This window comes from Arcicella sp. LKC2W (assembly GCF_034931005.1).
GTDB lineage: Bacteria > Bacteroidota > Bacteroidia > Cytophagales > Spirosomataceae > Arcicella.
On sequence record NZ_JAYGIN010000005.1, the window covers coordinates 13,422 to 33,688 of the forward strand.

A 20,267-nucleotide genomic window follows, 5' to 3' on the forward strand; every position below is an offset into this window, starting at 1 on the left:
AAGACCTCAATTGTACAGGTTTTGCTAAAGCATAAATACTAAATACTAATTCCTAACTTCAAAATAAAGCATAACCATTATTTTATCATAGAAAAATGATGCTTACTTTTGAAGATAAATTTTATGTACAGGAGGAAGGTAACCCTAATTAACCCCAAAAAACTCTTATAATGATTCACAAATACCTGCTCCCAATGGTGCTTTTTGTGATTTTGATTGCTCCCGCAATAGTTTTTGCTCAAACGACAAACTCAAAATCAACTCAAAAAACAAGCACAACTCAGTCAACAAAAACAAGTGTAAATGTTTCATCGCCCCCTAAAAAATCATTAAAATCAAGCATTGATTCATCAAAAAAAACAAATCCTAAGCTTTCCATGACTAAAACCACTCTAAAAAAATCAACAGAAAAGGATACTTCCGTTTCCAAAAGCTCTAAATCTTCCGTGAACAAAGTAACGCAAATCAAGAATGATAAGTTAATCGTTTATCAAATGATGTTTCATTTGTGGGGGAATAAAAACACGACCAACAAAATGAATGGTTCGGCTGAGGAAAATGGCGTAACAAAATTTAAAGATGTCAATGATTTAGCACTCAAAAAATTAAAAGAGTTTGGCTATTCGCATTTATACATGACAGGCTTAATCGAACACGCAACGATGGAAGATTTAACAACATTAGGTATTCCAAAAGACCATCCCGATGTGGTAAAAGGTCGTTGTGGTTCGCCATTTGCCATTAAAGATTATTATGATGTGAATCCATTTTTTGCCACAAATCCAAAGAAACGAATGGACGAGTTTGAGGCAATGTTGGAAAGAGTTCATAAAAATGGTTTGAAAATGGTGATGGATTGTGTGCCGAACCATTTGGCAAGAGTTTATCATTCAGATATGAAACCTGTAAATATTAAAGATTTCGGGGAGGATGATGACAGAACCAAATCGTTTGCACCGTACAACAACTTTTATTATTTACCGAATACACAATTTCAGATTCCACAAGGTGTAGTTTCACCTGTGAAAGTTGATGCCCCGTATATCGAAAGACCCGCTAAAGTGTCTGGGAATGATGTTTTTTCTCAAAAACCAACTATTGATGATTGGTTTGAAACGGCTAAATTGAATTATGGCGTGGACATTTTAAATGGTCGTAAAACAAATTTTACGCCCATTCCAACCACGTGGATAAAAATGGTCGGTGTGCTGAAATATTGGGCAGCCAAAGGCGTTGATGGTTTCCGTTGTGATATGGCTGAGATGGTTCCTGTTGAATTTTGGAAATACGCCACTACGGAAGTTAAAAAGGATTATCCAAATACTATTTTTATTGCTGAAATCTATAATCCGAGAGAATATCACAACTATATTAAAGTTGGAGGTTTTGATTATTTATACGATAAAGTAGGTTTGTACGATGCTTTGAGACGTTTGGTTGAGCAAAAACCAGAAGCAACGGTTGAAGATATTACTCGTGTGTGGCAGAATGAATCGAATGATATTTCTCAAAATATGCTTCGGTTTTTAGAAAATCATGATGAAGTTCGTATCAATACGCCTGCATTTGCCAAAGGTGACCCTTTTGCGGTAATTCCTGCGATGGTGGTAACGGCTACTTTGCATACTGGCCCATTGATGATATATTTTGGTCAAGAAGTAGGAGAGAGTGCCGACGACCAAGAAGGCTTTAATCAGGCAGATGATAGAACGACCATGTTTGATTTTTGGGGTGTAAAAGCTCATCAAGCTTGGATGAATAATGGAAAATTTGACGGCGGACAATTATCGTCAAACCAAAAATATCTGAGAGAATTTTATGGTGATTTATTGAAGTTTGTGAATGGTTCTGATGCGGTCAAAAACGGTGAATTTTATGATTTACAGTATGTTCAAGGCGAAGGATATGACCGTAAAAAAGTGTATAGTTATGTAAGACACACAGGCAAACAAAAACTATTATTTGTATGTAATTTCAATCATACTCAAGAGCAAAATATTAACCTAAATATTCCAGAAGGTGCTTGGAATGCTATGGGTTTTGATATGAAGACTCCCAAAATTTTGAAGGGTAAATTTAACCAAAAAACTCAGCTAACGGCTGACCCTGAAAAAGCTATTTCACTAAAAATATCTCCGAATTCTGTGGTTATTTATGAGATTTTAGAGAAAAAATAGTAATTTTCAAGTCAATCCATTAACCATATTTATGAACACTATAAAAAAACCACAATTAAGTTTAGGACAAATACTAAACATGAGCATGGGATTCTTGGGAATTCAATTCGGTTTTGCTTTGCAAAATGGAAATGCCTCCCGAATTCTTCAAACATTTGGTGCCGACGTAGAACATCTATCTTACTTTTGGTTAGCCGCACCCCTGACAGGTATGATTGTACAACCTATCATTGGTCATTACTCGGATAATACTTGGGGACGATTTGGTCGTAGAAAACCATTTTTTCTAATTGGAGCATTATTAGCAAGTATCGCACTAATTTTCATGCCTAATTCTTCCATTTTGGCAGGCGTTTTACCTGCGGTTTTTGTTGGGGCAGGTATTCTGATGTTGATGGATGCTTCGTTTAATGTGGCAATGGAGCCATTTAGAGCATTAGTAGCAGATAATCTTTCTGAAAAACAAAATACTTTAGGCTTTTCGGTTCAAACATTTTTGATTGGTATTGGAGCAGTAGTAGGTTCTGCTTTGCCGAAATATTTAGCAGAATGGGGTGTTGATTCAACCGCAGCAGAAGGGCAAGTTCCTAATAATGTGATATATAGTTTTTATGCAGGAGCCTTAATTTTTGTGCTGACCATTTTATGGACGGTCTTAACTACGAAAGAATATTCGCCCGAAGAACGTAGAGCAATGGGGTTTGAAGAGGATTCTGAGACACATTCGCTTTCAGATATTTTTAAGGATTTTTCGGCGATGCCAGTTGCCATGAAACAATTGGGTGTTGTACAGTTCTGTTCATGGATTGCCCTTTTTTCGATGTGGGTTTATTCAACACCAGCCATTGCTCATCACATTTATGGAACTGCGATTGACGACCATTCTTCAAAAGCGTATCAAGATGCAGGAAATCAAGTAGGTTATATTTTTAGTATTTATAATGGTGTTTCTGCCATTTATGCCTTGATGTTACCAACGATTGCCGCTAAAATTGGTAAAAAACTGACGCACGCTCTTTCATTAGCTTGTGGAGGATTAGGTTTAATTTCTATTTACTTTGTCCAAAACCCAGAGATATTACCTTACTGTATGATTGGTGTGGGAATGGCTTGGGCAAGTATTTTAGCGATGCCTTATGCACTTTTAGCGGGTGCAATTCCGTTAAAGAAAATGGGAGTATATATGGGGATTTTTAACTTCTTTATTACTTTCCCACAAATCATCAATGGGGTTTTTGGTGGCTTAATAGTGAAGTATATTTATGGCTCAAATACCATTTATGCACTGGTTTTCGCAGGAATTTTTATGGTTATCGGAGCTTTTTCCGTTATGTTTGTAAAAGAACAAAGAACAATTCATGTCTAAAAAATATTTTATTTCAATTTCAAAAAGCCTTGCAAGTCAGTTCTCGACTCGCAAGGCTTTTTATTTCACCGTGTTAGGTGTTTTTCTGTGCTTCTGCATTAGTTCAAGAACATACAATTTTCAAGATTTGAATGATGAAGAAATCTACAATAAAAAAATTAGCAATGCTAATGGTGCTGCTTTAGATGACTTTACGTTAAACATTGCTAAAAGTTTTCTGAACCGTCGGTATAAGGCTCATACTTTGGATGTTAATACAAACGAGAAACTAATCGTAAATCTTCGTGAATTTGACTGTTCAACCTTTGTTGAAAGTTGTATTGCGATGGGGTTGACGTATCGAAAAAATGAAATTTCTTTTGATAAATTCAAATACTATTTAAAAAGACTTCGCTATTATAATAAAGGTTCAATAAAAGGGTATGAATCACGGATTCATTATTTCTCAGATTGGCTTTATACACACTCGCAAGACGGTTTATTGGAAGACGTAACACCCAAAATGGGAGGGATTACTTGGAAGAAAAATATCAATTTTATGAGTACCCATTGGCATAAATATCCGTTTGCCACAAATACATCACTTCAAGAAAAAATACAAAAAGTGGAGGAGAAAATTAACGGTCAAAATTTTACTTATATTCCCAAAACTCAAATTAAAAAGATTGAAAATCAGTTTTTGAATGGTGATATTATCGGCATTACTACCAATATTGACGGTTTAGATATTGCTCACGAAGGTTTTGCTATTCGGTTGCAGGACAAAAGGGTTTATCTGCTCCATGCTTCTTCAGATTTTAAAAGAGTAATGGTAACTGATAAACCCTTAGTTGAATATATGGCAAAAAATAAAACCCAAACTGGCATTATGGTGGCAAGATTGAAGTAGTTTATTGGTGTTATTATTCCCCAAAAATCCCCATTATTTATTCCATTTCTTTCGTATCCCACTTTTATATAATACTAAGTTTCTGGTTTTGAGATGCTTAAGGTGTCGATGTTATTTATCGATTCTCATATTAAGGCAAAATGGGGAAATATGGGGATTTGTGAATTTGGCTTGATTGAAGCCGATTTTTGTAAGTAATTGTTTTAGAGTAGTTTATATTTTTATCATCGGTAAATATTTCAAAAAAACGGTTGGTATGATGTTTTAATTAATTGCTGAGAGAATAACTCAACTAATTAATGACAATTATTATTATGAAAAAGCAATCAATTTTATTCATCGCAACTTTAATGTTTATTTGCCAACTTTCTGTGGCTCAAAATTTATCCTTTGGTCCGATGGCAGGTGTAAATTTTTCAACACTTTCAGGAACTGAAAATACGAAGTCTAAAACAGGTTTGTTGGCAGGTGCGTTTTTGAATTATAGTAGTAAAAACTGGTTTGGATTGGGCGTGCAAGTGCTTTATAATCAGGCAGGAGCAAGTCTTGTAACTCCAGTAGAATCGGTAAATTTGAATTATTTGCAAATCCCTATTTTAGCTACTTATTATTTTGGAGAAGGTAACAAAACGGGTTCTTTCCGACCTAAATTATTTGCAGGGCCACACGTGAATTTCTTGTTAAATGCACAAAATAAAGATGGTAATGACCTGAACCCAGAAGGGAAATTTTACAAAAATTCTGATTTGGGACTTACTTTTGGTGGAGGGTTTAATTATGCTTTAGCCGAAAAAACGTGGTTGAATTTTGATGTAAGATATGGTCTTGGATTAACAAATATCGCTCAACAGGGCAATATTGATATTATGAATCGTGGTTTAGGATTCACCTTAGGCGTTAGTTTTCCTTTAGGAAATATCTAATCAGGAAGTATGCTAAAAGCCTCAAATCAACTAAATTGATTTGAGGCTTTTTTATGAAATTGAATACGGAATGTCAAAAAACTAAATTTTACATTTTCAAGTTTAAAATTCCGATTTAATATCGGAAGTATAAACTATTTGTCGCAGACAAGATTAGACCACAGATTTAACAGATTCGACGGATTTACACTGGGACGCACAGTCAGATGATTCTTGATTTTATCAGACTGTGCGTTCCAGTATAAATCTGTTAAATCTGTATTATCCGTGGTCTAATTTTATGTTGCGACAAACTCTTTATAGTTCCGTTTAATATTCAAGCTAACTTAATTTCCTTTCTGTTTTTTGTCGATGATTGCTCCAGTTCCTGCTCCAACTCCTGCCCCGATTACTCCACCGATAATTGCTCCTTTTCCTGGTTTATTATTTCTTGAAATTACTGCTCCAGATAATGCCCCAACGCCAGCACCGATAATCGCTCCTTTGGCAACATTACTCATTTTCTTCTTTTTCTTTTTTGCTCTTACAACGGTTGTTGTTTGTTCCTCAGGAGCATTGGTACTTGATGAAAAAGCATTTGGTTTTGAAATTTTAGTAGTCGAACCAAGTGTATTAACTTGACTTTGTTTGACGGCTTTTATTGAATCAATAGTATATTGTTTTGCTTTTTCAATATTTGCCTGTTGAGTCATTGAATCAATTACCGATTGTTTTGCCTCTCTGATTTGTGCTTGTTGTTGCATCGAATCAATGGTCATTTGCTTGGCTTCTTGAATTTCTTTTTTTGAAGAATCATTACAAGCAAATAAAAAATATGAAGCGGTCAGAATGATTGTTACTTTTTTCATGGTCATTAATTTAAGATGAATCTACCATTCTACTTTTGAGAAGGTAGATGAAAAATTACAATTTGCTGAGGATAATTTGTTATTTATTCAGCACTGTTTAATACACTGTTTCATAAGTCCGATAAGTTATCTGGATAATATTATCCCAAAATCTTAGATTGGAGACTTTAGGAAAGTTGAAGAAACTTATTAAACATTCTATTTAATATAATCTACGTTAAAAATACTGTTCCAGATGACTGGGTGTTTGCATACAAAACAGATGAGATTGAGATTTATTGTTATTTTTGATAGGCAATGAGTAAGTGGTTCAAGAATGCGTAAATATGATAAATTCCAACTATTTAAGGTTTACTTGTGTCATTATGATAATTGATAACCTCAAACAATTTTATATCCATGACACAATTAATAAAATTTCTCATTATCGCTTTATTAGGCTTTATATTTTGTACTGCTTGCCAAGAACAAGTCGTTGACGCAAGTTTAAATCAGGAACTTTCTTCCCAAAAAACACTTTCAATTGCTGAACTGCAAGGTACTTGGAAATTGAATAGCACTCTTTTGGGAGATGCCTTAGAATTGCCGTGTTACGAAGCAAGAGGAACCAAAGATTCGCTCAGTAAAGATATTACGCTGGTTATCACACAAGATGCGGCTGAACCTTCAACCCAAAAGATTATTTTGAATGGGCAAGCACCGATAAATCTATATTTTGCCTCAGCAGAAATATTGTCTTATTCCTCCTCAATACAGACTGGAACGCTCAAAGTCTCAGCTTTAGGTTCTACTAAAATGGCAGGAAGTTATGAACTGCTCGCTTGTGAGTCGAGGATTTATAATTTTATCGAAACGGCTAAAGATTTTAGAATTATTGTTGACAAAAAAGGGCAAAAAACACTTTATTGGGGTGTCATCAATAAAGGTAATTCATCTTTAATGTATGCAGGTAATTATCTAATTTTTGAGAAAATAAAATAATGGATTCGTCGGGATGTATTTTATAGGAGTTTGAATTTATGGCTGAAAAGCGAGTTTCAAGGCTAAGTAATCTTCAAAAATTAGTCTGCCTTCGGACGAAATCGTTTAAAATTCACGAGCAAAATTAGATTTGGATGGAATAGTTTTTTGGTAAATAAGTTTGTTGAGAGCAATACAACATTGTTTGTATGTGTATCTACGTATAAGGGTTGTTTCGAAAGCAATCCTTGATTTAAGCATCATTTTATGGATGATTATCTAAGCCGTAGTACCCCAAATTAAACTCATAAGCCTTATGAAATCTGAAAAATTTTCCATTCTTATTCCAACTTGGAATAATTTCCCCTATTTGAAACTCTGCATCGAAAGCATTTGGAATTATTCCGACTATCACCATCAAATTTTGGTTTACGTCAATGAAGGAACGGAGGAGGTAATAGATTGGCTCAACCAAAACCACATCGAATTTAAGCAGTCCGAAGTAAATACAGGTATCTGTTCGGCTTTGAATGAGTTAGCGACACTCGTGAAAACCCCATACATTGTCTATATGAATGACGATATGGTAGCTTTACCTCATTGGGACACCGCTTTTATGGCTGCCATCAAAAAAATGCCCGATAATCTCTTTTATTTGTCCTCCACATTAATTGAACCGCATCAATCTTCCGCACAAAATTCGCCTTTTATTATTGCTGATTATGGAGATGATTTACAACATTTTAGGGAGAAAGAACTCATTGAAAATGTAGATACTTTTAAAAGGAGTAATTGGTCGGGAGCGTCTTGGCCTGTCAGTTTGGTGAGTGCTGAGGTATGGAATCGGATAGGAGGTTATAGTATTGAATTTTCTCCTGGAATGTATTCTGACCCTGATTTCTCGATGAAATTATGGTTTATTGGTGTCAGAGATTTTATTGGAATCGGTGATTGTTTATTTTATCATTTTGGCTCGAAAACTACCAAAAAAGTAAAACAAAAACACGGCTCTCTCAGATTTTTGAATAAATGGGGTATTTCTGCCAATACATTTTATACGCATTATCTGAAAATGAGTCAGCCGTGGAGTGGAAGGTTAGCAGAACCGCATTTGTCTTTTACGCAAGTTTGGCGGAATAATATCAAAAAATCTATTTATGCCTTTAAGCGATAGGTGAATTTGTACCCCTGCTAAAGTTTTCAAACCCTTAGCAGGGGTATAACTGTTTATTCCCTTTCGAGTAGCATGGAATACTTAGACCAGTTTTGAGTCAAAATCAATCATCCATTCAATGCCATATTTGTCTCGAAACATACCAAAATATGAACCCCAAGGACTGTCCGTTAGAGGCATTTCTATTTGTCCACCTACTGAAAGCCCATTAAATAACTTTTCTGCTTCTTCTTTGCTTTCGGCACTAATCGCAATTTTAGACCTGTTTTCGTTTTCATTGGTTTTGCCCATAAATTCGGGGACATCATTAGCCATTAAAATGTTGTTGCCAATCGGTAAAGCAATGTGCATAATTTTATTGGCTTCAGTTTCAGATACCTCAAATTCTGGACTTGCCATATCTTTGAAACGCATAATCTTTGCGAATTCTCCACCAAATACTGATTTGTAGAAATTGAAAGCTTCTTCGGCATTTCCGTTGAAGTTAATGTGGGGATTAATTTGTGCCATCTTTTTATTGTTTAGATTTCGATGATACAAATGTAGTTTTAATGATTTGATAATCAGGACTATTGATGCGTCAATAAGAGGTGGTGTTTACGACAATGAGGTGATATGTTTGAACTATGATTATTGTGATTTTCAGATTTTAAGATTTCTTTAATTGCATCCTAAAATCCCTTAATCCTAAAAATCCCAGTTCAGACAAAACACCCAAACGCCCATAAATGCGTATAGACAAAGCATTACCTTGTCTATACAAAATGTGATTAGGTTTAATTAAACTTTATTTTACTTCGGATTGGAAATCCCTGTTGCCGTTGTCTGTGTCTCCACATACGATACGAGTATTTCTTACATTTTTTGTTTTAATTAACTATAATGGTCGTCTGTGAAGACACAGACAACGGCAATAATGGTCGTATGTGAAGACACAGACAACGGCAATAGGAAAACAACGGCACAAAAAAAGTGTGCCGCTGTTTTGAACCACCTCAACCAACCACGGATGGAGAAACTTGTGCTTTATAGATAAGTTTCGATAAAAATACAAAATGCTTTTGATGATGAATTTGGGTCTGACTTAACGGATATAGGTACTCCATTTTTCCAATATTGTGCAATAGTATTTCCTTTCTTATTGGTTGTATATCCCCCAATATAAACATCTTCATTACGAGTTAAAATAGAGTGTGCCTCACAAGAGGAGGCTTGCGGATCTAAATTTGTTGATATCCCATTTTTCCAATGAAAACCCACAGTACCTTCATTTGTATATACGTTACCAACAATATGAATATCATTCCCTGAAACTGTCATTGAACGAGAAATAACTCGTCCTGTTACTTTTCCTGTATTAAATGTTGTTGGAACGCCATTTCTCCAATAAGTTCCGTAATTATTAGCATTTTTCCTATCTTCATTTCCAGCAATAAATACGTTGTTTTTTAATATAAACAGGGACTTTGCCATTGAATTTTCTTCTAATGTCGTAGATATGCCATTTCTCCAAAGTTTAGCTGCAAAATCATTTCCTTTTGTTCGTTCATATCCAGTAACATAAATATTCTTTCCAATAACTTTAATTGAAAGGGCTAATGCCATACTTTCGCCATTAGATAGGTTTGTAGGTATTCCATTTTTCCAATATTTCGCAGTCGAGTTCCTTTTGTCTCCATATTCTTGACCACATATATAAACATCATTCCCAATTACTTCTATAGAATTAGCAAAAGAAGTTATAGCTCTTTCATACAAAGGAATTGAAATACCGTTTTTCCAATACTTTGCTACTGGTGTGTATCCTGAAAATTCAATCCCGACTACGTGTATGTTATTCCCTTCAACCACCATAGAAAAAGCTTCTGCATCAGAGCTACCATCAGTTAAATATGTGGCAATACCATTTTTCCAATAGGTTGCTATTTTTTTTGCTCCTTTACTTTCGTACCCGCATAGATATATATCTGGTAATTGGGTGTTACTTTTTGTAAATGATAGAGTAGAAATAATTAGAGATAATAGGATAATTTTTTTTTGTAAACTTTTCATAATTCAATGATAATAATTTAAGGATTTTGTTTAGCAACTGCACTCACTTGTATTTTGCAAGTGAGTGCAGAGAGTTTTCTATTTATCTATTGCCAAATTACACCAATTGAAGAGCATTTCAAAGTGAATTTATTAAACGGTTTTTGGGGTGATATTCCATTCTTTTTTCTTTTTCATCGGATTAGAAATCAACGGCAAATAGAGAGCCATCGGCTCGGCTTATCTTATTTATAGCAGAGGGTTTTAGCCCTCCGAAAGATGAATAAAAAGAATATTTTAGTTCCGTAGGAACGGGGAATAATTTAATCTATTGGGTGGGTTGAAACCCACCCCTACAAAATGGGTCGAGCCGATGGCTCTTTGTTTTATTGGATTTGAGGAGGGATTGTCTGAACTATGATTATTTTGATTTACAGATTTTAAGATTTCTTTAATTTTTATCCTAAAATCCATTAATCCTAAAAATCCCAGTTCAGACAAAATACCCTAAACGCCCATAAATGCGTATAGACAAAGCATTGCCTTGTCTATACAAAATGTGATTAGGTTTAATTGAACTTTATTTTACTTCGGATTGGAAATCTCTGTTTCCGTTGTCTGTGTCTCCACAGACGATACGACTATTTCTTACATTTTTTGTTTTAATTAACTATAATGGTCGTCTGTGAAGACACAGACAACGGCAATAAAAATACCCCAAATGCCTATAAATGCGTATAGACAAAGCATTGCTTTGTCTATACAAAATGTGATTAGGATTAATTGAACTATATTTTACTTCGGATTGGAAATCCCTGTTTCCGTTGTCTGTGTCTCCACAGACGATACGACTATTTCTTACATTTTTTTGTTTTAGGGAAATTGTAAAAAATAACGTACCATATCTGGCTTGGACAAACTTCCCGAAAGTTTAAAACTTTCGGGAAGTTCAGCGGCGAATAGTTGGTACTTTCAATTTTACAATTTCCCTTAATTAACTATAATGGTCGTCTGTGAAGACACAGACAACGGCAATAATCCTAAAAATCCCAGTTCAGACAAAACACCCAAACGCCCATAAATGCGTATAGACAAAGCATTGCCTTGTCTATACAAAATGTGATTAGGTTTAATTGAACTTTATTTTACTTCGGATTGGAAATCCCTTTTATCATAAGTTCGAGATTGTCCTTTGGAACATCTCGAATAGCATGGACAGCATCGGTAAACGGTTACTGCGGAGTTAATCTGGATAGAATATATTGATTATTAGTTCTAACAAGAGTCAAATTAGCATTTTGATCAAATACCTTCGTAAAGTAACCATCTGCAATTTCTTTATTAATTATCAAATCTCCAGATAATATTGATTCTATATTTATATCTATTTTGATTAAGGTTACAATTATATTTAGACCTTGTGGCAATGCTATTTCTCCTCTAAGTTCAATAGTATTTTCTAAATTTCCATATACGTCATTTGGAATAGTTAAAATTGTTTTACCAATAATTGCATTTTCATTTTTAAAAGTTCTGTTATGCATAAGAATGAGAATTGTCAATAAAATTAAGTCAGAGTATTTATAAATATTAATCCGATCAATTTTAAATTCATTACTTTCCAAAACTTGAATAAAACTATCCATAATCTCACTACCATTGAACAACTCTTGGATTTTTATAAATCCGAATGCTTGTCGAAAAATTGGCATTATTTTTTTTATCTCAGAAACTTGAACTTCATATTTGCCATTTTTTTTTATTATACAACGTTTAATTAGACTATTGGCGTGTATTTTGTCTAAATTGATTTCAGATTTTAATTTAGTAGAATCACAAATTGCAATCTGATTTATTATAAAATCATATTCCCATTTTTCTAAAGGTTTACTTATGTCTAATTGTGCCTTATTATGTTGATATTTCATATACGCACACATCCTACAATATACATTATACAAAGAATCAAATGTTTTTCCACTATCTCTATTAGGATGTGCAATAAAATGTGCTATTTCTCTAAAAATACTGTCTTTAGGCGAGTGTTCTCTTAGTCTTATTAAAACTAACTCTATATCATCTTCCTCAATTTTACCATTTTGAATTTTATCGATTATTTTGTGTAATTTAATTCTTATACCATCGTGTAAATTTTCCATATTTATATTATTTTAAGTGTATTTCATAGTAAAAACGCCCTCAGAAACAAATCCAAGGGCGTTTTTACTATGAACTCAAAATCTTACTTCACCTCCTCAAAAGGCACATCTTCCGCTTGTGAAGAAGAACCTGAATCGGTAGTTTGTCCAGCGTCACCAGTTGGTTGAGCTTCTTGTCCACCTTGTGCGTACATCTCTTGTGATGCTGCCGCCCAAGCGTTGTTCAAGGCTTCTAAAGCTGAGTCGATTGCCGCTACATCACGTGAACCGTGTGCTGAACGTAAACCTTCTAAAGCTCCTTCGATAGCTGTTTTATTTCCTTCTGAAAGTTTATCACCAAATTCTTTCAATTGTTTTTCCGTTTGGAAAATCAATGAATCAGCTTGGTTGATTTTTTCAATTTTTTCTTTTTCTGCTTTATCTGCTGTCTCGTTAGCTTTCGCTTCCTGACGCATTCTTTCGATTTCTTCGTCAGTCAAACCGCTTGATGCTTCGATACGGATGTTACTTTCTTTTCCTGTTCCTTTGTCTTTTGCCGAAACGTGTAAAATACCGTTTGCGTCAATATCAAAAGTAACTTCTACTTGTGGTACGCCACGTGGTGCTGGTGGAATTCCGTCTAAGTGGAAACGTCCTAATGAACGGTTGTTGGCTGCCATTGGGCGTTCACCTTGCAATACGTTCAATTCTACTGATGGTTGGTTGTCAGAAGCAGTTGAGAATGTTTCAGATTTTTTCGTAGGAATAGTTGTATTCGCTTCGATTAATTTCGTGAAAACACCACCCATTGTTTCAATACCTAATGACAAAGGAATAACGTCTAATAATAATACGTCTTTCACTTCACCCGTCAATACACCACCTTGTACGGCTGCACCAATTGCTACGGCTTCGTCAGGGTTTACACCTTTAGATGCTTTTTTACCCCAGAATTTTTCAACTTCTTCCACTACTTTAGGAATACGAGTTGAACCACCTACCAAGATAATTTCGTCGATGTCTGAGTTTGAATAACCAGAGTTTTTCATCGCACGACGGCAAGGTTCCATCATACGTAAAAACAATGAATCAGCTAATTGCTCAAATTTAGCACGAGATAAAGTACGTACTAAGTGCTTAGGCATACCGTCCACAGGGAAGATATATGGCAAGTTGATTTCAGTAGAAGCACTTGAAGATAATTCTACTTTTGCTTTTTCTGCTGCTTCTTTCAAACGTTGAAGAGCCATGGCATCTTTACGTAAATCAACACCTTCGTCGTTTTTAAATTCTGCTGCTAACCATTCAATGATAACTTGGTCGAAGTCGTCACCACCTAAGTGAGTATCACCGTCAGTAGATTTTACTTCAAATACGCCATCACCTAATTCTAATACTGAAATATCGAAAGTACCACCACCTAAGTCGAATACTGCGATTTTCATATCTTTACCACCTTTGTCCAAACCGTAAGCTAATGCTGCGGCAGTTGGTTCGTTGATGATACGTTTTACTTCTAAACCTGCAATTTGTCCTGCTTCTTTCGTAGCCTGACGTTCTGCATCATTGAAGTAGGCAGGAACAGTAATAACCGCTTCTGTAACAGTTTGTCCTAAATAGTCTTCAGCCGTTTGCTTCATTTTCGTAAGAATCTGAGCCGAGATTTCTTGAGGAGTATAAAGACGGTCGCCAATGCGAACACGTGGAGTATCGTTTGAACCTTGCTCAATAGTGTAAGCAATCGTTTTTAATTCGCTTCCTACTTCTGAGTAACGCTTACCCATGAAACGCTTTATAGAAGAGATAGTGTTTTTAGGATTAGTGATTGCCTGACGTTTGGCTGCATCTCCGACTTTACGTTCACCGTTTCCATTATCTAAGAATGCAACGATTGAAGGTGTAGTACGACGACCTTCTGAGTTAGCGATTACGACTGGCTCATTACCTTCCATTACGGCTACGCAAGAGTTGGTTGTTCCTAAGTCAATACCGATAATTTTTCCCATTTTATTTATTAATTTATTATTTGAATAAGTTTTAATGCTAATTTTCCTTAATTTCAACAATCTTAATGCCAGTAGATTTTTTTCTGACAGATTGTCATAAAATGGCAAAATCGGTGTCATGCTTGCAGAAAAAATGATTTTATGACTGACAAAATATTGTATAATGTCAGTGTTATAGAGAATGACATAACTTATTGGAATAAGAACTTCCCGAAATAACTCCGTCAGGGGTTAAACTTTCGGGAAGTTGAGCCGAATTACTAAATTTTACTTCTAATAAGTTATGTCTCAGTCTATAATTGTCTGAATACTCAAATCCTAAAAATCATAGTTCAAACAATTATAATTCAACAGAATATAATTAACCAATCTATAAAAATCTGCGGTGCTTGCATCTGCGGAATCTGCGTTCTAAATCATTGTCCAAAATCCCCAAATCAGTAAAATATTTTATGAAAATTTACATTCACACAAAATTTCAAGAATCTATTTATCAACAATTCAGAGACGGACTCAAACCCAAATATGAAGTAATATTTGGTGATGGAGAAGTTACGGAAACATTAAATGAACAATTTTTAACTTGTGATATTTGCTACGGAAATGTGCCTTTAGATTGGTTAAATGCCAGTTCTCAATTGAAATGGCTACAACTAAACTCAACAGGACTTGACCCATACCAACAATTAACCGAATACCAATTTCAACTTACCAATTTAAAAGGCTTTTTCGGACAATCAGTGGCTGAAACTACGGTGGCAGGAATTTTAGCGGTTTATCGTAGAATTGATGAATTGACCAGACTCCAAACTAAAAATGAATGGGTAGGCACGCCAATCCGTGAAACGCTTCATTTATTGCACAAAGCTAAAGTTGTGATTTTAGGAAGTGGAGCAATTGGTCTGAAAACGCAACAATTATTAAGCGGATTTGAGTGTGAAACCACCGTTTTAAACTCAAAAACGATTAGCCAATTAGCTGATTATCTTCCTACTACGGATATTTTGATTGCCACACTTCCAGAAACGAAAGAAACCATTGGCTTGATAAATAAAACGTACTTAGATATGCTAAAACCATCGGCATTGTTCGTTAATGTAGGAAGAGGTTCAGCAGTTGATGAAAATACTTTGATTGAAATTCTGAAAGAGGAGAAAATATTAGGAGCAGTTTTGGACGTTACCGAATTAGAACCTTTGCCTACAGAAAGCCCACTTTGGAATATGCCAAATGTATTATTAACACAACATTCGTCGGGCGGTTGGGCAGAAGAAAGTGCTGATAAAGTGGTTTTCTTCTTGAATAATTTAGCACGTTTTGAAAAAGGAGAGGAGTTAGTAAATAATGTTGATTTAGTGAAAGGTTATTAGGTGGTTATTGGTGATTAGAAGACTGGTAAATGGTTTATCCTCGATTTACGATTGAAAATTATATGGAATTATCTACTATTTGTCGCAAGACAAAATTAGACCACGGATAGAACAGATAAAACAGATTTACACTGATTTTTCTTTAAATTTATCCGTGTAAATCCGTTGAATCAGTACAATCTGTGGGCTAATTTTATTCTGCGACAAATTGTAGATAGTTCCGAAATTATAAGCTCATCCAGTACTCTTGCTAAACGTCGGCGAGCTTTAGCCCATATCGGAGCTGTTCGCCGACGTTCTTGTTCATAACTTATTTGAGAAAATTTGAAAAATCATGCTGAACTCTAAAGTATTTAAAACGTTATTGATTGTCATTTTTTTACTGGTTAATCACCAAATTATTTCTCAAGATAACCAACGTTATTTGGCGTTAGTTTTGGTGAATATTGATGAAAAAGATGATAATTTAGGCGTAAAAGAAATTGAAAAAGCTCATCAATTAGGTTTTAATGCGGTAAATATTGCGGTGCTTTGGGATTATGTAAAAGTGTATCGTGCCAATTCTCCCAATCCTTGGATTCAAGTGGATAATCAGATGAAAAAAGCGTCTGAGTTGGGGATGAAAATCGGTCTAAGAATTTGGATTGATGGCTGGTGTGGAGATGACCCGAAAAATCAGTGGTGTTCAAATTTTGATGCAAATGATGTGATGACTGATGGACAAGGACGCTACGATTTGGCACAGTCGGGGCCAGGCAAAAGAAGTATGACCTCTTTTGCGGCAACTTCTACCTTGAACAGAATGAAAAGTTTTACTACGGAGACTATCGAACGCTATAAAAAATACCAAGAAAATGGCGATATTTTATATGTTAGTTTAGCAACAACAGGAGAACAAGAATTAGGCTATCCCTTTGGAAATTCGCATGAAGGGGGACTTTTTGATTATTCGTCACCGATGAAAGAAGCATACAAAGTTTGGCTTAGACGACGTTACTGTAATGATATCAATATCCTAAAAAAAGCATGGGGGAAGGATTATAATAATGTCAAGAGTTTTAATGAAATCAGCCCAAAATATAACTTTTATTTTCAATACTCTTTTGAAGGGCAAGATGGAAAAGATTGGTATAACTTCCGTCATTTTATGTTAAAACGGTTTAGTACCGAATTCATTCAAACCGTGAAAGCAGTAAAAGTAAACCGACCATTCAAAATTGTGAATGATTATGGTTCTGTGTTTGATGATTTGTCGGTTCGACGTGGAACAATGGCTTTTAAAGATTTAGGAGAAGGAACGGACGGAACCAAAATTAATAACGGACTTTCATACAATCACCGATTTGCGATGGATTTACTGCGTAGTAATTTGCCCAATAAATGGATAATGAATGAAGCAGAATTAAAAGACCTAATTCCTTCACAAACCGAAACTGCCGTTTACGAATCTTCTTCATTTCAGCAAATTGACCAAAGTTTTACTCATGGTGCCAAATTAGTAGCTGTTTTCCCGAATGTAAAGGGAAAAAACTTGATGGAAATTTTAGAAAATTCACCCAAATATGTTGAAGTAATTAAAAATAAATGGCTTAAAAATAAAGCTTCACTTCAAATTATTCCTAAAGCAAAATTAACCTTTAAATTATCAGATTTTTTGTTTGAAGGAGGATGTATTACGGGTTCAGGAGGATGTAGTGTTATGCCCGTTTGGCAAGGTTTAACGGCAGAAAACGGAGGACAACCCATTGAGGTAATCCTTGACGAAGACTTTATCAAAGAAATTCCTTCTGTTTGTGAAAATAGTGGTATTAATGCTGAGTATGAGGGGCAATTGCAAAAGGCTGACTGTCAGGGTGGATATGGTTGGATTGTCAACAAAAGTGATATTTCAAAAGCTGTAAAGTATGAAATTTTGTTGGATGGAAAAGTGATAAAAACGAGTTTTGCCGACAGTTTAAATCCTGATTCGCAACGATATTCAGGTAATTCAAATCATGGCTTTTCGTTCAAATTTTCTCAAATTTCAGAAGGAAATCATCATGTCAAAATTAAAATTCCAGAAAGTAGTTATTTGATTGGTAATGCTAAATTAAATTTTACTTGTTCAAATTCTGGAAAGCAAACTGAAGTTATCCCAATTACATTTTGTACTGAATGTGAAGAATTAAATGTCTATCCAAACCCGACCAATCAATTAATTTCATTAGGATTTAACTTGCTGGATTTTAAACCAGTTTTGATTGAGATTTTTGACAATTTAGGCAGAATGGTTTATTATTCAGACACTTATGGTGTAGCAGGTGATAATGATTTAGAAATCGATGTTCAAAAATTTGTCGCAGGAACCTATTTTATCAACGTAAAAATTGACCAGAAATATTATCAACGTAAATTTTTGAAGTTTTAAGGTTTGCCCCAAGTGTAATTTATGGAAGCCGTCCTTCAAAAAACTACGGTTTGTTCGCATTTTTTGGAGCTTTCAAAGCCGAACCTACGGTTTTTGAAAATTTGCTTTTATAGCCAGAATACACTGTTTAATAAGTTATGTCAACTTCCCGAAAGTTGAAGTAACTTATCGGAAGTATAAACTATTTGTTGCAGACAAGATTAGACCACAGATTTAACAGATTCGACGGATTTACATTGGGACGTACAATCAGATTATTCTTGATTTTATCAGACTGTGCATCCCAGTGAAAATCTGTTAAATCTGTATTATCCGTGGTCTAATTTTATGTTGCGACAAACCCTTTATAGTTCCGTAACTTATTAAACAGTGTACCCAGGCTTTTTAACTATAAATTGCTCCTTCTCTAAAAGTCAATCGACTTCCATCTCTTCCAGAAAAAAACGTTTTTATTTCCGCAATAATCGAAATGGCTATTTCTTCGGGCGTAGTTGCACCAATATCCAAACCAACAGGTGTTGCGATTCGTGCCAAATCTTCATCAGAAATGGGCGTTCCATCTTCAGTCAATTTCACAAACATTTTATCCGTTCGTTTTTTAGGCCCTAACATTCCGATGTACTTTATGTTTGTTTTTATGAGATTTTTCATATTTCTAAAATCTGTTTCATAATCATGAGCCATTAAAAGTGCAACCGTATATGGGTCAATGGTTAAGTTTTGACTTTTTTCTCTGTCAATCACCTCGTCTGCCATATCCAATAAATACTTATGGACTTTCAACGGATTACAAATTACAGATACTTTCCAGCCAATCTCTTTTGCCAATTTTACCATTGGATAAATGTCATAGTTACCCCCATAAATTAGTAAATGTGTGGAAGGAATAATTACTTCAATGAAAAACTTGATTTCACCTTGTTCCGTTTTATAAATTTGAGAAGTTGATTTTTCACTTGAAAAACAATTTTCAATTTCATGTAGTAAATCATTTACAATTTCTGAGTTTGAAAATTTTTGAGAGAAGTTTTCCGCATTATCAAATCGAAAAGTTTGTCCGAGAGAAAATTGCTCAAATTTCCCTTTTAAACTTGTTACAGAAAGAACCACATTGGGTGTGCGACTATTGATGCAGCTTTGTAAAGTTAGCACTGCATTATTCTCATTTTTGAAGTCTAAGGGTGTCAGTAATACATCAATAATGCCATTGCAACCTAAGCCTACGCCAATTTGGTAGGGGTCGTCGTCAGTTGTGTCATACGTTACGATGGTTGGTTTTCCTTGAGCCATTGCCAGTTTTGCTCTTTTCAAAGCATCACCCTCCAAACACCCTCCGCTGATACCCCCAATCCACTCGCCAGAGTCGGTAATTAACATTCTTGCACCTGTTCTGCGGTATGAAGAACCTTCAACTCTCACCACTGTTGCAAGAGCGGCTTTTTGTCTTGAAAAGTCAATTTTTTGGTATGTTTCAATAATATTTCTAATCTCTTTCATTACTATTTTTCAAAATTCTAATATGGCTTTAAATTCACAAACCAATTCATTTATCTAAGTACTGGAACAAAATCAAACACGATTTTAAAATCCCACAGACCATTGCTCATCAAGCCTGAGATAATTGTAATTCGAAATTGTCCTTACTTTGGGTTTGTAAAATATACTTTGTTACAACTTGTGTTGATTTTTTCGATAAGTTACTACTAAAGGGCTACATTCAAAACGGAATAATTATAATCATTAGTTTTTGTATTAAGTTTTTTGTCTCAAGTTCGATATAATTACGCCTTAGAATTAGACTGAACGTTCGGATTTTAAATATAAGTTATTGTTTGTTAGGCTATTATGGTTTTGGTGTATTGTTCTGTTATTATTTTAGATAACGAAAGCGTTAAAGCAGGATAAAAGAAATTATTTGTCGAAATAAAGCCAATAAAAATATTTTTTTCTAAAAAAATATCATTTCCACCATTCAAAT

The 20,267-nt window shown here is 34.7% G+C and carries 14 protein-coding genes; 8 read left to right on the forward strand and 6 right to left on the reverse strand.

The window, feature by feature from the left end; genetic code table 11:
* Window positions 1–170 precede the first annotated feature (170 nt).
* From VB796_RS05245 to VB796_RS05260, 4 genes are all read left to right on the forward strand, one after another.
* Window positions 171–2,177 carry an alpha-amylase family glycosyl hydrolase gene (locus VB796_RS05245; RefSeq protein WP_323345465.1) on the forward strand — a complete coding sequence of 669 codons (2,007 nt, stop codon included), beginning with the start codon at window positions 171–173 and terminating at the stop codon, window positions 2,175–2,177.
* Between the two features lie 31 nt (window positions 2,178–2,208).
* Entirely contained in the window at window positions 2,209–3,543 is a 1,335-nt protein-coding gene (locus VB796_RS05250) for an MFS transporter (protein WP_323345466.1), read from the forward strand.
* Entirely contained in the window at window positions 3,536–4,432 is an 897-nt protein-coding gene (locus VB796_RS05255) for an N-acetylmuramoyl-L-alanine amidase-like domain-containing protein (protein ID WP_323345467.1), read from the forward strand. Before VB796_RS05250 ends, VB796_RS05255 begins: the two co-directional genes overlap by 8 nt.
* A gap of 314 nt (window positions 4,433–4,746) precedes the next feature.
* On the forward strand, window positions 4,747–5,355 hold the full coding sequence (locus VB796_RS05260; RefSeq protein WP_323345468.1) for a porin family protein: 609 nt from the start codon (window positions 4,747–4,749) through the stop codon (window positions 5,353–5,355).
* A gap of 326 nt (window positions 5,356–5,681) precedes the next feature.
* On the opposite strand, the gene VB796_RS05265 is transcribed toward VB796_RS05260, so the two are convergent.
* Window positions 5,682–6,203, reverse strand: coding sequence for a YMGG-like glycine zipper-containing protein (locus tag VB796_RS05265; protein WP_323345469.1), 522 nt, complete (start codon window positions 6,201–6,203; stop codon window positions 5,682–5,684).
* A 399-nt stretch (window positions 6,204–6,602) separates the two neighbouring features.
* Between VB796_RS05265 and VB796_RS05270 the strand changes: the two genes are divergently transcribed.
* Complete coding sequence (locus VB796_RS05270) at window positions 6,603–7,184, forward strand: hypothetical protein (protein ID WP_323345470.1); 582 nt, start codon at window positions 6,603–6,605, stop codon at window positions 7,182–7,184.
* A gap of 295 nt (window positions 7,185–7,479) precedes the next feature.
* Entirely contained in the window at window positions 7,480–8,337 is an 858-nt protein-coding gene (locus VB796_RS05275; protein WP_323345471.1) for a glycosyltransferase family 2 protein, read from the forward strand.
* 81 nt (window positions 8,338–8,418) lie between these two features.
* Here VB796_RS05275 and VB796_RS05280 read toward each other — a convergent pair whose 3' ends face one another.
* The 4 genes from VB796_RS05280 to dnaK all read right to left on the reverse strand — a co-directional run bounded on the left by VB796_RS05280 (window position 8,419) and on the right by dnaK (window position 14,512).
* Window positions 8,419–8,847, reverse strand: a complete 429-nt coding sequence (locus tag VB796_RS05280; protein ID WP_323345472.1) for a VOC family protein — start codon at window positions 8,845–8,847, stop codon at window positions 8,419–8,421.
* Between the two features lie 516 nt (window positions 8,848–9,363).
* Complete coding sequence (locus VB796_RS05285; protein ID WP_323345473.1) at window positions 9,364–10,389, reverse strand: hypothetical protein; 1,026 nt, start codon at window positions 10,387–10,389, stop codon at window positions 9,364–9,366.
* Window positions 10,390–11,600: 1,211 nt separating this feature from the next.
* Window positions 11,601–12,527, reverse strand: coding sequence for a hypothetical protein (locus VB796_RS05290; protein ID WP_323345474.1), 927 nt, complete (start codon window positions 12,525–12,527; stop codon window positions 11,601–11,603).
* 83 nt (window positions 12,528–12,610) lie between these two features.
* Window positions 12,611–14,512 (reverse strand): molecular chaperone DnaK, encoded by a 1,902-nt coding sequence (dnaK, locus tag VB796_RS05295; protein WP_323345475.1) that lies wholly within the window; start codon window positions 14,510–14,512, stop codon window positions 12,611–12,613.
* Between the two features lie 452 nt (window positions 14,513–14,964).
* On the opposite strand from dnaK, the gene VB796_RS05300 reads away from it, so the two are divergent.
* Window positions 14,965–15,882, forward strand: a complete 918-nt coding sequence (locus VB796_RS05300; protein ID WP_323345476.1) for a D-2-hydroxyacid dehydrogenase — start codon at window positions 14,965–14,967, stop codon at window positions 15,880–15,882.
* A gap of 334 nt (window positions 15,883–16,216) precedes the next feature.
* On the forward strand, window positions 16,217–18,289 hold the full coding sequence (locus VB796_RS05305) for a T9SS type A sorting domain-containing protein (RefSeq protein ID WP_323345477.1): 2,073 nt from the start codon (window positions 16,217–16,219) through the stop codon (window positions 18,287–18,289).
* 384 nt (window positions 18,290–18,673) lie between these two features.
* Here the strand turns inward: VB796_RS05305 and VB796_RS05310 are convergent, their stop codons facing one another.
* Window positions 18,674–19,786, reverse strand: a complete 1,113-nt coding sequence (locus tag VB796_RS05310) for an XdhC family protein (protein ID WP_323345478.1) — start codon at window positions 19,784–19,786, stop codon at window positions 18,674–18,676.
* Window positions 19,787–20,267 lie beyond the last annotated feature (481 nt).